This is a genomic window from Achromobacter sp. JUb104, assembly GCF_024806975.1.
GTDB classification, from domain to species: Bacteria; Pseudomonadota; Gammaproteobacteria; order Burkholderiales; family Burkholderiaceae_B; genus Achromobacter; species Achromobacter spanius.
On record NZ_JANUEY010000003.1, the window covers coordinates 101,735 to 116,229 of the forward strand.

Genomic DNA, 14,495 nt, shown 5'->3' on the forward strand with positions numbered 1-14,495 from the left:
CCCACGAGAGGCGCAACACCCCCGGTTCGTTATCTGCGCGACACCGGGGGTTCTTCCTTCTGGCCCATCATGCCGTCGGAAGTCTGCGAGAAAAGATCCCAGCTTGCCATGAACAGCGCGGCGATCAGCGGCCCGATCACAAAGCCGTTCAGGCCGAACAGCGCCATGCCGCCCAGCGTGGAAATCAGCACGACGTAGTCGGGCATCTTGGTGTCTTTGCCCACCAGGATCGGGCGCAGCACGTTATCAACCATGCCGATGACCAGCACGCCAAATGCGATCAGCACCGCGCCCTTGACGACGGCGCCCGTCAGCAGGAAATAGACGGCCACGGGCACCCAGATCAGGCCGGCGCCGATTGCCGGCAGCAGCGACAGGAAGCCCATGATGACGCCCCACAGCAGCGCCCCCTGGATCGACAAGATCGAAAAGATGATGCCGCCCAGCGCGCCCTGCACCGCCGCCACCGCGATGTTGCCCTTTACGGTGGCGCGTACAACGGTGGTGAACTTGCGGAACAGATGCTGCTTGTGCCCATCGCCCAGCGGAATCGCGCGCTTGATCCGCGCCGACAGCTCAGGCCCGTCACGCAACAGGAAGAACAGCAGATACAGCATGATGCCGAAGCTGATCACGAACTGGAACGTGTCTTGGCCGATGCTTAACGCCTGGGTTGCCAGGAACTGGCTGGCCTGCATCGCCCCCGCGCTGAGCTTTTCCTGAAGGCTGGGAATGTCGGCCAGGTCAAAGCGCGCCAGCACGTCATGCACCGACGGCGGCAACGCCGCCATCGCCTGCTGGAAATACAGGCCGAAATTCAATTCACCCGACTTGATGCTTTGATAGAGGTTTGCACCTTCGCGTACCAGCGAACCGCTGATCGCCACCAGCGGCAGAATGACCAGCAGCAAGACCCCCAGCAAGGTGATCACGGCCGCCAGATTGCGCCGGCCACCCATGCGCTTGACCAGGCGGCGCTGCAAGGGTCCAAAGATGATGGCAAGAATGGCGCCCCAGAAAACGGCGCCATAGAAAGGCCACAAAAGCCAGCCGAACGCGATGGAGACCACCACGAGCAGGAGCAGAAAGGTTCTGTGGTGCAAGCTGGATGATTCGCTCATGTTCCGTTCCAGGCACGGCGAACGCCGCGAGACGCGCATTGTACTAAGCCCATGCGAGCATGCCGGTTCAGGCGCCACCACCCGCCGCAAGCAGAATGGTCTGTCGCGCTTGTGCAAGCTCGTCCGCCTGCGCGTTGAGCCCCTGCAAGCGCAGATTCAATTCCTGCTGCAGCGTGGGGGTAGCCACGCGCGCCTGTCCGTCGACCAGTTGTATTTCGTCGGCATTGGCGGCCACCAGGTCCGCGATGCCCAGCGCATCGCGCGCCACGGCGTCCATCCGCGAGGCGGCCCGCATCAGTTCAACGGTGGGCCCCGTGACGGATTCGTCGTACACGCCGTCGTAGACAGGCGCCAGATCGGCCGGCAGTTGCAGATCGGCCCGTGCCTTGTCGGCCTTTTCCCGCGCCTCCTGAAGCTTGCCGGCGCTGTCCGCCAGCGTCTTGCGCGCCGCTTCGAAGCCAGACTTGCGCTCAACGATCTCGCCCACCGAGCGGATCGTCTCCAATGCAAGCACGTCGCGCATGGCCCGGGCCGATTCGGCCATCTCCTGCTGGAAGTCGGTAATGACTTCGTAAGCGTCGGCGTAGTCGCCCAGCGCCTCTTTTTCGGCCTTGCTCAAGGCGGCGATCGGCAGCAGCGCATCACTATTCATCCGCGCCTGCAGCAACTGGATAAACGCCGCGCGCTCCTGCGGCTCTTTGTTGACGCAGGCCGTCATGACCAGCATCGAAGCCATCGCCAGCCCAGTCAGGCAGGCTCGCCACAGTGACATGCGTATCCTCCTCGCACAGCGGATTGATGAATCGGTTGACGCCCGCCCCCGGCAATGGCGGGCGCCTGAGCGCAGATTATCCCGAAGCGTCCGATTGCGAGCGCCCCCGGGCGGATTTTGTTGCGATCGAAGCGAGTTGACACAGGGCGGCTCGAGTTTCGCCTTGTTCAGGAAGACAGCGAATACGTCATGGCGCAGCGCCGACCGGGGTCAAGGCCCGCGTCGGCCTCGGCCAGCACGCGCGCCTTGAGGCCGGGCGAATACGGCGGCGCCAACTCACGGAAACCGAGCCGTCGGTAAAACGGGGCATTCCAGGGCAATTCGCGGTCTGTGGTCAGGACGACGGCCTCGTAGCGCCCAGCCGCCCTTGCGTGGGCCAGCACCGCCTGCATCAGCTCCCGACCCAAGCCCTGCCCCTGCGAGGGCAAGGCCACCGACATTTCAACCAGGAACAGATCCCCATCCATAGGCTGGGCCAGCGCGAAACCGCATACCTGTCCGTCATCACGCGACGCCACCCACAACAGGCCGGCAGCTTGGGCGGCGGTCAGGTCCGCCAACGGCAGCGGGTCGCCATCGGCGGCCCAGGCCATCGGGGTGCCGTGAAAGCGTTGCGCGGCAGAGCGTTCGATATCGGCCAGGCAGGCCAGGTCGCAAGGTTGGGCGGGTCGGATCATCAGGGTCGAAAGTATGCCCCATGGCATGCACAATTTCGAATGGGCGGCGCCCTTGTTCCTATCCCTTAAAATGCCGAAATCCGGCCCCGGCCGCTTGCAACCCACCCGGCTTTATCCATGACTCAACACGCCACTTCCGCCCCCTGGGGATTCACCCAGCCCGATTGCCGCGGCGCGGCCGCCCTGCTGTTCTTCATGAACGACTTGGCGCGCGTTGTGAATCAATACCTGGGACAGGGCCAATTGTCGGAAGAGGCCCTGGCGGACGCGCAAAAGGCTGTGGACGCCTTGCTTGCACGCTATGTCGAGATTGAAGCCGCGCCCGAGGCGTTCAATGACGAACGCATCGGCCTGGCGCTGGAAACCGAACGCCAGCCGGACGGATCGGTGGGCGCACAGGTGGCGTTGCGTATGTCTCCCCGGCTGGAAGGCTTGATCATCGAGGCGCAGCGCCAGGCCCGCTCGACTGAGCACTGAGCGGAACGGCGGCCTTGCAAGCCGCCTTTAAAAAAGGCTTGCAGCCACCTTCTTTTTGCGATAATATCGACGACTAATGTTTTCTGCGCCCCCATATTTCCCAGAATAAATAGGCCGGAAACATTCAAGAAATTGGCTAAACCCGGGGTTAAACCCCAAGGCTAACAACCCGGCTTGATTCTGGTGAACCAGACTCACCGCGCCACAACAAGCGCGCTTTGCCGGCAGCCTGCCTACCACCCGGAAATTCGATCCGGTTTGCGAAAACCCATAACGCGAAAACGCAAATCGTCGGCTTCCGCCTGGAAAGCACGGCAACAGCCAAGCACATCTTCACCATCCCGCCAGTCCGGTTTGGAAAGAAGTTTAAAAACAAGCAACAAGACACGTTGCAGCCCAAGTCGTAACCACGACGGCGGCCGCACAGCATCCGCCAGAGCCAACCCTCTCTGAGCGACCCCTCGGGCCTGACGGCCGCCTGCTACCGCAAGCACGCCACTTGAGCCCGAACCGATACCGTCCAGGACTGACTGATGGCATCGGTTGCACCACCCCGTTACGCGCGCACGCAAAAAACATGAGAATGCGCAAACTGACGGCAACACTTATGCGTTAGTGTCATGCCTGCCCTGTCTGAATAACCCGGCGACAAGGCAACCGCGAGGACGCGAGGCGCTTTTGGTACGTCCGCCCTTCGCAGCATGCGCAACACGCAGCTTTTCTAATAACTAGAACTTAAGAGAACACACACCATGAATACTCGTTTCACTACCTCGGACCTGATCCGCCGCCCGGCCCACACGACGCTGGACAACACCCCGATTCACATCGGCGACATCGTTCATCTGCAACCGGCCAATGGCCCGGCCATCCGCGCAACGGTCATTTTCAACGCGCCCATCAACGGCACGACGACCTACACGACGGAAGTCGTGGCCTGCGGAAATACCACGCAGAAGGCGCCCGGCCAACGGATCCGCTTCCGCCACGAGCATGTGCATCGCATCGAATCGGTGCGCAGCGCTTCGCACTAAACCATCGGCGCCACGGCGCCGATTTTTCTGCCCGCTCGCCGCGCCTGAGCCGCGGCGATTTCAATTCCAGCCGCCGCGATTTCATTTCTTGCGTGATAAAGTCGCTGGCAACGTAGCCTGAGTAAATCCCCCCATGCAGAACAACCGACTCGCGGTACGCATCTGGGACCTTCCCACCCGCCTCTTCCACTGGGCGCTTGTCGTCTGTATCGTCGGCGCGTTTGTCAGCGTCAAGCTGGGCGGCCTGTATATGGACTGGCACGTGCGCTTTGGCTGTACGGCGCTGGGCCTGATCATCTTCCGCCTCTTGTGGGGCATCGTCGGCCCGCGCTATGCGCGCTTTGCAACCTTCGTGCGCGGCCCGGGCGCGGTGGCCAAATACCTCAAGGGCGCGGCCGCGCCCGCCGGGCATAACCCGCTGGGCGCCCTGTCGGTATTGGCGCTGCTGCTGGCCGTCGGTTTTCAAGCTGTCAGCGGCCTGTTCACCACCGACGACATCATGACGCAGGGACCGCTGTTCGGTTACGTCAGCGCGCCCATCTCCGGCGCCCTGACCTCGTGGCATAAGCTCAATGAGTGGGTCATCATCGCCCTGATCGCGCTGCACCTTCTGGCGGTGGCCTGGTACGCGCTGGTGCGCCGCAAGCGCCTGGTGCGGGCCATCATCACGGGCGACGTCGACGCCAAGGACCTGCCCGCCGGCACGCCCCCCGCGCAAGACGGCTTCGCCGTGTGGTTGCGCGCCCTCGTGCTGGGTGCCTGTGTGACGGGCCTGGTGTTGTGGATACGGTCGATGGAAGTCGTCGCCGACATGTCTTTTTCGTAGCCCGCCACGCACCTATCCGGCAGCCCAAAAACAAAAAGCCCCTCGATACATCGAGGGGCTTTTGCTTGGCAAGTACCGATGCCGCCCGCGGACGGCAAGGCCTTACTTCTTCTTGCGGTAGGAGTCGTGACAGGACTTGCAGCTTGCGCCCACGTCACCAAAGGCCGCGCGCAGCTTGTCGAGATCGCCCGAGTCAGCCGCGGCCGACAGCTTCACGATATTGTCCTGGAAGGCTTGCTGCTTTTGCTTGAAGCCCGCAGCATCGCTCCAGATTTCGGGACGCGCATCGCCGCCTTCCGTACCCGGCCCGAAAGCCGCCCACGGCAACGCCGACAGGGTCTTCAAGACCTCGACGTTGGCCTTGATCTGCGCGGCGTCGTACGGCGCCTGGCCCTTGACCACCGGCGCCATGCGACCAAAGTGCGAGGCCATCAGCGTCAACGCCGATTGCCGGTATTTGACCGCGTCTTCGGGCTTGGCGAACTGCGCCGAGGCGGTCGTCGCTAGCAACGGCGCCACGGTCATACAGGCCAACGCGACAAGCGTGGACAACTTCTGCATTGCAATCTCCCGTAAGTACATCAAGAATGCCGCGCGCATGACGCGCGCGGCATGGCGACTATACCGCCCGGGCCAGCTCGGCGGCCAGTCCAATGTATGACCGAGGCGTCATCGCCAACAGGCGCGCCTTTGGCTCTTCCGGCAGGGCCAGGCCCTGGATGAACTCGCGCAGGGCTTCCTCGGTAATGCCCTTGCCACGGGTCAAGGCCTTGAGTTGCTCGTAGGGCTGCGGCAGGCCGTAGCGGCGCATCACGGTTTGCACCGGCTCGGCCAGTACTTCCCAGCAAGCGTCGATGTCGGCATCGATAGCGGCCGTATTGACTTCCAGCTTGCCCAGACCGCGCATGCAGGCATCCCACGCGACCAGGCAATAGCCCAGGCCCACGCCCAGGTTGCGCAGCACGGTGGAGTCGGTCAGGTCACGCTGCCAGCGGGAGATCGGCAGCTTGTCGGCCAAGTGGCGCAGCACGGCGTTGGCCAGGCCCAGGTTGCCTTCGGAGTTTTCGAAGTCGATCGGGTTGACCTTGTGCGGCATGGTCGACGAACCGACCTCGCCTTCCTTCAGGCGCTGCTTGAAGTAGCCCAGCGCCACATAGCCCCAGATGTCGCGGTCCAGGTCCAGCACGATGATGTTGGCGCGCGTGATGGCGTCGAACAGGGCCGACATCCAGTCATGCGGTTCGATCTGGATGGTGTGGCGGTTCTGGGTCAGGCCCAGGCCGGTCAGCACGCGCTGGCTGAAGGCGGGCCAATCGATTTCCGGATAGGCCGACAGGTGGGCGTTGTAGTTGCCGGTGGCGCCATTCAGCTTGGCCAGCGGTTCCACGGCCTCGACGGCGGCGATGGCGCGGTTCAGGCGCGCGGCCACGTTGGCGAATTCCTTGCCCAGCGTGGTGGGGCTGGCCGGCTGGCCGTGCGTGCGCGACAGCATCGGCTGGTCGGCCTGGGCCACCGCCATGTCGTTCAGCTTGGCGGCCAGTTCGCGCAGGCGCGGCACCACCACCTGATCGCGAGCGCGCGACAACATCAGCGCGTGCGAGGTGTTGTTGATGTCTTCCGACGTGCAGGCAAAGTGGATGAATTCGGCGGCGCGGGCCAGCTCGGCGTCGTCGGCCACTTTTTCCTTCAGCCAGTACTCGACCGCTTTCACGTCATGGTTGGTGACGCGCTCGATGTCCTTGATGCGCGCGGCGTCGGATTCCGAAAAATCCTGCACCAACTGCTGCAGACGCTGGCGGGCGGCCTGGGAAAAGGCGGGCAGCTCGGGCAGGCCGGCGTCGGACAGGGCGACCAGCCAGGCCACCTCGACTTCGACGCGGTGCGCCATGAAGCCGGCTTCGGACAGCAGACCGCGCAGCGCGTCGCTCCGGGAAGCGTAACGGCCATCCAATGGCGAAAGGGCATTAAGTTGGCTCAACTGATCGGCGATTTGCATGGTCTGGGGTAGAAATGGCTACGGATGGGAAAACCCGACGATTTTATCATCCGAGGCCATGCAACATTGTGGCAAACTGGCGAAGATTCCGACCCGCGGACGGTGTGACCGTCATGCGGCCTGCTATACTTCGGCCGCTTTTCGACTCCGCTTGTGACTCCATGAAACTGATCGGCTCGCTTACCAGTCCATACGTACGCAAAGTGCGTATCGTCATGGCCGAGAAAAAGCTGGACTACCGGCTTGAACTCGAAAACGTCTGGTCCGCCGACACGCAGATCCAAACGTACAACCCGCTGGGCAAAGTTCCGTGCCTGGTCATGGAAGATGGCGGCGCGCTATTTGATTCGCGCGTCATCGTCGAGTACCTGGACACCTTGTCGCCCGTGGCCCGCCTGATTCCCCAGCAGGGGCGCGACCGCGCGGCCGTCAAATGCTGGGAGGCCATCGCCGATGGCGTCCTGGACGCCTGTGTGGCCATCGTCAAGGAAAACCAGCGCCCCGAAGCTCAGCGCAGCCCGGAATGGATCGAACGCCAATTCGGCAAGATCCACGCCAGCCTGGATGCCATGAACAAGAGCCTGGGCGACAACGCCCACTGCATGGGCATCAACTACAGCCTGGCCGACATCGCTGTCGGTTGCGCGCTGGGCTATCTGGATCTGCGCTTTGCCGCGTTGGACTGGCGCGCCAACCATCTGAACCTGGCCCGCTTGCACGACAAACTGGCTCAGCGGCAGTCGTTCATCGACACCCTGCCCCAAACCGCCTGAAGGGCGCCTGCCTGCCTATCAGGCATGCGCACTTGACGACCGGCCGCCACGCGCGGCCGGTTTGCATTGCGGCAGCGGCATGGCAAGCCGCCGCCACCGACCTCTTGCCTCTATCGCCCCTATTGCCCCGCGAAAGTCTGCCAGGCCTTGAACAGCATGTACGCCGCCAAGGCGAACAACAGGCAGGCGAACACGCGCTTTAACGTCTGCACCGGCAAGCGGTGCGCCATCCGCGCGCCCAGCGGCGCGGTCAGCACGCTGGTGCACACCAGCGCCAGCAAGGCAGGCCAATAGATGTAGCCCAGCATGCCGGGTCGCGACGTGCCTTCATTCAGGCCCGACACCACATAGCCCACGCTGTTTGCCAGCGCAATCGGAAAGCCCAGCGCCGCCGAGGTCGACACCGCGTTGTGCAGGGCCACGTTGCACCAGACCATGAACGGCACCGACAGGAATCCGCCGCCCGCGCCCACCAACCCGGACAGGAACCCGATGCCCGCCCCCGCCGCGCTGGTGCCCACCACGCCCGGCATCTGGCGAGCCGGCTTGGGCTTCTTGTTGCGCAGCATGCTCCAGCCCGAATAGCCGACGAACAGCGCGAAGAACAACGACAACCACAAGGTGCTGAGCGCGGCGAAGACCGCGCCACCCGACACCAGGCCGCCGATGATGATGCCCGGCGCCATGGCCCACACGATGTTCCATTTGATCGTGCCGCGCTGCTGGTGCGCCCGCACGCTGGAAACGGACGTGAACAGAATGGACGTCATCGACGTTGCAATGGCGGCATGCACCACCAATTCAGGCGGCATGCCCTGCCAGGCAAACAGCATCGTCAGGAAAGGCACCAGCAACATCCCGCCGCCTATGCCCAGCAGGCCCGCGGCAAAGCCGACCACAGCGCCCAGCACCAGCAGGCAAATCAACATCGAAACATCCACAACCGTCTCCTCTCGTTTTGAATTCTTGGGTTCATGAACAAGGCCCCGCGGGCATCACGCCCACGGGGCCCTGCTTGATCACACACGCCCCCCAGGGGCGCGCACTACAGAATGATGCCGCCACCCAGGCAAACATCGCCATCGTAAAGCACGGCCGACTGGCCAGGCGTCACGGCCCATTGCGGGTCGGTGAAATCCAGGGCGAAGGTGTCACCATCAGCCTTATCCAGACGGCAGGCCGCATCCGCCTGGCGGTAGCGTGTCTTGGCGCCATAGCTCGCGATCTCGGGCGGATGGCCCGCCACCCAACTGGCGTCCTGCGCCTGCAATTGGCCGGACAGCAGCCACGGATGATCATGCCCTTGCACCACGTACAGGATGTTGCGTTCCAGGTCCTTGCGCGCCACGTACCAGGCCTCGGCCGTGCCATCTTCGCGCTGGCGCCCCTTCACGCCACCCACGCCCAGGCCCTTGCGCTGACCCAGCGTGTAGAACGACAGGCCTTCGTGGCGGCCCACCTGCTGGCCTTCCGGCGTCAGGATAGGGCCCGGCTCGGTCGGCAGGTAGCGGTTCAGAAATTCGCGGAACGGACGCTCGCCAATGAAGCAGATGCCGGTGGAGTCCTTCTTGGCGGCATTGTGCAGACCGATCTCGTGCGCAATGCGCCGCACTTCGGTCTTGTGGATTTCGCCCAGCGGGAACAGCGTGCGCGACAACTGTGCCTGGTTCAGGCGATGCAGGAAATAGCTCTGGTCCTTGGAGGCGTCCAGCGCCTTGAGCAGCTGGAACTGTGTGCCGCCGCCGGCCGCCGGCACTTCGCGCACCCGCGCGTAATGGCCCGTGGCGATGTGCTCGGCGCCCAGCGCCATGGCGTGGTCAAGAAAAGCCTTGAACTTGATCTCGGCATTGCACAGCACGTCGGGGTTGGGCGTGCGGCCCGCTGAATATTCGCGCAGGAATTCCGCGAACACGCGGTCTTTGTATTCGGCGGCAAAGTTGACGAATTCGAACTCAACGCCAACCAGGTCCGCGACGCTGGCGGCGTCCAACAGGTCTTGGCGGGTTGAGCAGTATTCGGAATCGTCGTCGTCTTCCCAGTTCTTCATGAACAGGCCGACGACCTCATAGCCTTGTTGCTTGAGCAGCCAGGCGGTGACCGAAGAATCGACCCCGCCCGACATGCCTACGACCACGCGGCCTTTCTTGGTGGATATTTGACTCATGATGCGGCTATTTTAGTTCGGACACGGCGTCTTCCCGGGGCTGCGGCTCGGCCGCCCGGGAGACTTCCATCAACCAGGCGCGAAACGCCTGCAAGGTGGGCAGGTTGGCTTTCTGCTCGGGATAGCACAGGTAATAGCCCATGCGGGCGCGGATCGGCAGCGTCATCGCCACGGCCAGCTTGCCGTCGCGCAGCTCGTCTTCAATCAGGCAACGCGGGATCAGCGCCACACCGAAACCGGCGGCGGCCGCCTGGGACAACAGCGCGTATTGATCAAAGCGCGCCCCTTCCAGGCTGCGCCGGCTGTCGCAGCCGGCCTGCTCGAACCAATCGCGCCAACCTTCAAGCGCCGACGTATGGTGCAGCAGCGGATAAGCCAGCAGCGCTTCTGGCGAGGGGCAGCCACCCGGGATCAGGCGCGGGCTGCACACCGGCACGATTTCGCGGCCCACGATGTAGTCGGCGCCACTGCCCGGCCACAAGCCTTCGCCAAAGCGGACGGCGGCGTCCAGCTCGGGCGTGGAAAAATCATAGCCCTGGCGGTGCGGCAGGAATTCCACATGGATGTCGGGGCGCAAGCGCATGAAGGCCGTCAGGCGCGGGATCAGCCAGCGCGCGCCGAACGTGGGCATACAGGTCAGGTTGAGCGTGCCGCCCTGCCCCTGATGCGCAATCAGCTCAACGGTGGCGGCTTCGATCTGGCCCAAGCCCGCTTGAACCTTGGTCAGATAACTGCGGCCGGCCTCGGTCAGCACCAGGCCTTGCCTGATGCGCAGGAATAGTTCGACGCCGACGAACTCTTCCAGATGTTTCACCTGTTTACTGACGGCGCCCTGCGTGACACACAATTCCTGCGCCGCGCGCGTGAAGCTACTGTGTCGCGCGGCGACTTCAAACGCCTGCAGATCGGTTAATGAGGGACAGAAACGTCGCATTTTGTGCCCCCACGCAGCGTGGGGCTCCCGCCCCAGCGGGGCTTGATCGGGGATGCAATCCCCTGCCTTCGCGATGACGCCGCGAGACGGAAAAGTTACACAAAAGTAACGCTCGATCCGTGTCGGCAAACAAGAGGCATGAAAAAAAGTCATAGCTTACGGAGAAACTTTCGTTTGCGCAAACTGCCCCGCCAGGAAAGAATCATTGCGTTTGCGTCTGCCTTTGCGCATCCGCTTTCCAATTTATTAGGGGAATCCATGCAACGCCGTAACGTAATACTGGGCCTGTGTGTCGCTGCCGCGACCCTGGCCATGCCGCTGACCTCGGGTATCGCGCACGCTGAAGACGCGTATCCGAGCAAGCCCATCCGCCTGATCGTTCCCTTCCCGCCCGGCGGCACCACCGACATCGTCGGCCGCCTGTTCGCGGACAAGCTGAGCAAGGAACTGGGCCAGACCGTGGTGGTTGAAAACCGCGGCGGCGCCGGTGGCTCGATCGGCAGTGCCTTCGTTGCCAGCAGCGCACCGGACGGCTACGTCCTGGGCATCGCCACCGTCAGCACCCACGGCATCAACCCGGCCATCTACCCGAACCTGCCGTTCGATGGCGAGAAGGACTTCACGCCCATCTCGAACCTGGCGGCCGTGCCGAACATCATGACGATCAACCCCAAGGTCAACGCCAAGAACATTGCCGACCTCATCAAGCTGGCCAAGAGCGAGCCGGGCAAGCTGACCTACGCGTCGGCCGGCAACGGTTCGGTGTCGCACATGATGGGCGAACTGTTCAAGATGTCCTCGGGCACCGACCTGATGCACGTGCCTTACCGTGGCGTGGGCCCGGCGCTGAACGACGCGCTGGCCGGCCAGGTCGACGTCATGTATGACAACCTGCCGTCCACCCTGCCGCACGTGCAATCGGGCCGCCTGATCGCCATGGCCGTCGCCGCGCCCAAGCGCGTGGCTGCCCTGCCCGACGTGCCCACGTTCGCCGAAGCCGGCCTGCCGGCCGTGAACGACTCGTCGTGGTTTGGCCTGGTTGCCCCGGCCAAGCTGCCGGAACCCATCCTGGCCAAGCTGAACGCCGCCGTGCAGAAGGTCAGCGCGGAAGCCGACGTCAAGACGCGCCTGGAAGCGCTGGGCGCCTCGCCCGCCGCCAATAGTTCGGCCGACTTCGGCAAGCAGATCGCGGCGGAAATCGCCAAGAACAAGCGCATCGCCAAAGAAGCCAACGTGAAGATCGACTAAGCGATCTTCGGCCCCCGCCGCGCCATCTTCGGCCGCGGGGGCCTCCGATTCACGAACGCAGTACCTCTATATGCGAATTACCCAACCCCTGTCTTACCGGCTCGACCTTCCGCAGCACTATCCGGATTCGGAATCCTCGGCCCCGCTTGTGCTGGACTCTCCGCACAGCGGCACCGCCTACCCTCCCGACTTCGCCGCCGCGGTGGACTTTGGCGCGCTGCGCACTGCCGAGGACACCTGGGTTGACGACCTGTGGGGCGACGCGCTCGACCAGGGCGTGCCGATGGTTGCAGCCGCGTTCCCGCGCGCCTACATCGACGCCAACCGCGCCCCCGACGAGATCGACGAATTGCTGCTGGACGAAGCCTGGCCTGACGCTATCAACGCGTCGCCCAAGGTGAAGCTGGGCAAGGGCCTGATCTGGCGCATGCTGGATGACGGCACGCCCTTGTACAACCGCAAGCTGACGGTGGAAGAAGTGCGCCACCGCATCAACGCCTGCTGGAAGCCGTACCATGCCGCGCTCGGCCAGGTGCTGGATGCCGCCCACAAGAAGTTCGGCAAGGTCTGGCATATCAATTGCCACTCCATGCCCAGCGTGGCCGGCGCCTTCGCCACCGACCGCCCCGGCCTGGTCCACCCCGACTTCGTGCTGGGTGACCGCGATGGCAGCACCAGCGACCCGGCCTTCCGGGAATTCATCGCCGCGTGGCTGCGTGAACGCGGCTACAACGTGACCGTGAACGATCCCTACAAGGGCGTGGAACTGGTGCGCGCCTTTGGCCGCCCCGAAGAAGGCCGCCACAGCCTGCAGATCGAAATCAACCGCAAGTTGTATATGGACGAAGTGACGCTGCGTCCCAGCGAAAACTATGGCCGCCTGAAGGCCGATCTGCGTGACCTCACCGCCGCGCTGATCAACTGGACTCGCGCGCAAACGGCCTGACGCCGGACGTTTACGCGCAAGTGCCGGCCAGCGGCGTGGTAAGACTGGCCGGAGCAAGTGGGCTGCAAAGCCCAAGCCCCATGGTTCGCCATGGGGCTTTTTTTCGCCCTATTAAAGCCCTCAATCAAAAGAACTAACCGCCCAAGATATGCGCAAGCAACGAGCGCGCGAAGGAGAAGCCGGCCCGCCGCCGGGCCGCTCCCAAGGCGGGCCAGCCCCCTCGGGGGGCAGCAAGCGAATGCAATGAGCGCAGCGTGGGGGCACACCCTCTTGGGGCAACGGCCCGCCGCCGGGCCGCCCCAAGGCGGGCCAGCCCCCTCGGGGGGCAGCAAGCGAATGCAATGAGCGCGGCGTGGGGGCGAGATTAGCGTGTATAACTACGGCGAACCTTCTGAGGAGAGGCGTCGATGCACATCGGGATACCAAAAGAGACCCGAGACGGGGAAACCCGTGTCGCAGCAACACCGGAGACCGTCAAGAAGTACCTGGGCGGCAAACACACCGTTGTCGTGGAGCGTGGGGCAGGCGCCGCCGCCCGCTATCCGGACGACGCCTATGAGGCCGCGGGCGCCACGCTCGGTTCCACCCAGGATGCCCTGGGCGCGGAACTCGTCCTGAAGGTTCGCGCCCCCTCCCCCACCGAATTGCCCCACATGAAACCGGGCGCCGTCGTCATCGGCATGCTCGACCCGTTCGACGCCGAAGGCATTGAACACATGGCCGCCGCGGGGCTTACCGGCTTCGCCCTGGAGGCAGCCCCCCGCATCACGCGCGCGCAAAGCCTTGATGTGCTGTCTTCGCAGGCCAACCTGGCCGGCTACAAGGCCGTGCTGCTGGCCGCGCACCACTACGGCCGGCTGATTCCCATGATGATGACCGCGGCCGGCACCCTGAAAGCCGCGCGCGCCGTCGTGCTGGGCACCGGGGTCGCCGGGTTGCAGGCCATCGCCACGGCCAAGCGGCTGGGCGCGGTGGTTGAAGCGTCCGACGTGCGCCCCGCCGCGCGCGAACAGGTGGAGTCACTGGGCGCCAAGTTCATCGACGTGCCCTTTGAAACCGACGAGGAACGCGAAATTGCCGAAGGCAAGGGCGGCTACGCGCGCGCCATGCCTCCCGGATGGATGGCGCGTCAGGCGGCGCTCGTGTCTGAACGCTGCAAGCAGGCCGACATCGTCATCACCACCGCGCTGATCCCCGGCCGCCCCGCGCCGACCCTGGTGTCCGCCGACACCGTTGCCGCCATGCGGCCCGGCTCGGTGCTGGTCGACCTGGCTGTCGAGCGCGGCGGCAATTGCCCGCTGTCCGAAAAAGGCCAGATCGTTGAAAAGCATGGCGTGACGATCATCGGCCTGACCAACCTGCCGGGCCTGGTCGCCACCGACGCGTCCGCGCTCTACGCGCGCAACGTCATGGACTTCCTGAAGCTCATCATCAATGCGGACGGCGCGCTGGCGATCCAGCGCGACGATGAAATCGTGGCGGCCTGCCTGGTATGCGAAGGCGGCAATGTGGCGCGGAGGACTTGAA

The 14,495-nt window shown here is 64.1% G+C and carries 15 protein-coding genes; 7 read left to right on the forward strand and 8 right to left on the reverse strand.

Features of this window, described 5'->3' with window-relative positions; translation table 11 throughout:
• Positions 1–29: 29 nt before the first annotated feature.
• From M2361_RS20950 to M2361_RS20960, 3 genes are all read right to left on the reverse strand, one after another.
• Entirely contained in the window at positions 30–1,121 is a 1,092-nt protein-coding gene (locus M2361_RS20950) for an AI-2E family transporter (RefSeq protein WP_259251628.1), read from the reverse strand.
• Positions 1,122–1,188: 67 nt separating this feature from the next.
• On the reverse strand, positions 1,189–1,893 hold the full coding sequence (locus tag M2361_RS20955) for a DUF3053 domain-containing protein (RefSeq protein WP_259251629.1): 705 nt from the start codon (positions 1,891–1,893) through the stop codon (positions 1,189–1,191).
• Between the two features lie 167 nt (positions 1,894–2,060).
• Positions 2,061–2,570, reverse strand: a complete 510-nt coding sequence (locus M2361_RS20960) for a GNAT family N-acetyltransferase (RefSeq protein WP_259251630.1) — start codon at positions 2,568–2,570, stop codon at positions 2,061–2,063.
• Between the two features lie 117 nt (positions 2,571–2,687).
• Between M2361_RS20960 and M2361_RS20965 the strand changes: the two genes are divergently transcribed.
• The 3 genes from M2361_RS20965 (at position 2,688) to M2361_RS20975 (ending at position 4,907) form a co-directional block, all read left to right on the forward strand.
• Positions 2,688–3,047: a hypothetical protein gene (locus M2361_RS20965; RefSeq protein WP_259251631.1), complete on the forward strand. Its 360-nt coding sequence runs from the start codon at positions 2,688–2,690 to the stop codon at positions 3,045–3,047.
• A gap of 752 nt (positions 3,048–3,799) precedes the next feature.
• Complete coding sequence (locus M2361_RS20970) at positions 3,800–4,081, forward strand: hypothetical protein (RefSeq protein WP_259251632.1); 282 nt, start codon at positions 3,800–3,802, stop codon at positions 4,079–4,081.
• Between the two features lie 133 nt (positions 4,082–4,214).
• The gene (locus M2361_RS20975) at positions 4,215–4,907 is read left to right on the forward strand and encodes a cytochrome b/b6 domain-containing protein (protein ID WP_259251633.1); all 693 of its coding nucleotides are present in this window, start codon (positions 4,215–4,217) and stop codon (positions 4,905–4,907) included.
• 102 nt (positions 4,908–5,009) lie between these two features.
• On the opposite strand, the gene M2361_RS20980 is transcribed toward M2361_RS20975, so the two are convergent.
• Both M2361_RS20980 and purB read right to left on the reverse strand, forming a co-directional pair.
• On the reverse strand, positions 5,010–5,468 hold the full coding sequence (locus M2361_RS20980) for a cytochrome c (RefSeq protein ID WP_259251634.1): 459 nt from the start codon (positions 5,466–5,468) through the stop codon (positions 5,010–5,012).
• 58 nt (positions 5,469–5,526) lie between these two features.
• Complete coding sequence (purB, locus tag M2361_RS20985) at positions 5,527–6,903, reverse strand: adenylosuccinate lyase (protein ID WP_259251635.1); 1,377 nt, start codon at positions 6,901–6,903, stop codon at positions 5,527–5,529.
• Positions 6,904–7,064: 161 nt separating this feature from the next.
• Between purB and M2361_RS20990 the strand changes: the two genes are divergently transcribed.
• A complete protein-coding gene (locus M2361_RS20990; RefSeq protein WP_100857067.1) occupies positions 7,065–7,676 on the forward strand; it encodes a glutathione S-transferase in 612 nt (203 codons plus the stop codon).
• A 119-nt stretch (positions 7,677–7,795) separates the two neighbouring features.
• Here M2361_RS20990 and M2361_RS20995 read toward each other — a convergent pair whose 3' ends face one another.
• The 3 genes from M2361_RS20995 to M2361_RS21005 all read right to left on the reverse strand — a co-directional run bounded on the left by M2361_RS20995 (position 7,796) and on the right by M2361_RS21005 (position 10,774).
• Positions 7,796–8,617 (reverse strand): sulfite exporter TauE/SafE family protein, encoded by an 822-nt coding sequence (locus tag M2361_RS20995; RefSeq protein ID WP_100857068.1) that lies wholly within the window; start codon positions 8,615–8,617, stop codon positions 7,796–7,798.
• A 104-nt stretch (positions 8,618–8,721) separates the two neighbouring features.
• Positions 8,722–9,840 (reverse strand): tRNA 2-thiouridine(34) synthase MnmA, encoded by a 1,119-nt coding sequence (gene mnmA / locus M2361_RS21000; protein WP_259251636.1) that lies wholly within the window; start codon positions 9,838–9,840, stop codon positions 8,722–8,724.
• A 7-nt stretch (positions 9,841–9,847) separates the two neighbouring features.
• Positions 9,848–10,774 (reverse strand): LysR substrate-binding domain-containing protein, encoded by a 927-nt coding sequence (locus tag M2361_RS21005; RefSeq protein WP_259251637.1) that lies wholly within the window; start codon positions 10,772–10,774, stop codon positions 9,848–9,850.
• A 258-nt stretch (positions 10,775–11,032) separates the two neighbouring features.
• Here M2361_RS21005 and M2361_RS21010 point away from each other — a divergent pair, with 258 nt between their 5' ends.
• The 3 genes from M2361_RS21010 (at position 11,033) to M2361_RS21020 (ending at position 14,494) form a co-directional block, all read left to right on the forward strand.
• Positions 11,033–12,022 carry a tripartite tricarboxylate transporter substrate binding protein gene (locus M2361_RS21010; RefSeq protein WP_259251638.1) on the forward strand — a complete coding sequence of 330 codons (990 nt, stop codon included), beginning with the start codon at positions 11,033–11,035 and terminating at the stop codon, positions 12,020–12,022.
• 70 nt (positions 12,023–12,092) lie between these two features.
• Positions 12,093–12,968, forward strand: a complete 876-nt coding sequence (locus M2361_RS21015; RefSeq protein ID WP_259251639.1) for an N-formylglutamate amidohydrolase — start codon at positions 12,093–12,095, stop codon at positions 12,966–12,968.
• A 407-nt stretch (positions 12,969–13,375) separates the two neighbouring features.
• Positions 13,376–14,494: a Re/Si-specific NAD(P)(+) transhydrogenase subunit alpha gene (locus tag M2361_RS21020; protein WP_259251640.1), complete on the forward strand. Its 1,119-nt coding sequence runs from the start codon at positions 13,376–13,378 to the stop codon at positions 14,492–14,494.
• The last annotated feature ends 1 nt before the right edge of the window (position 14,495 follow it).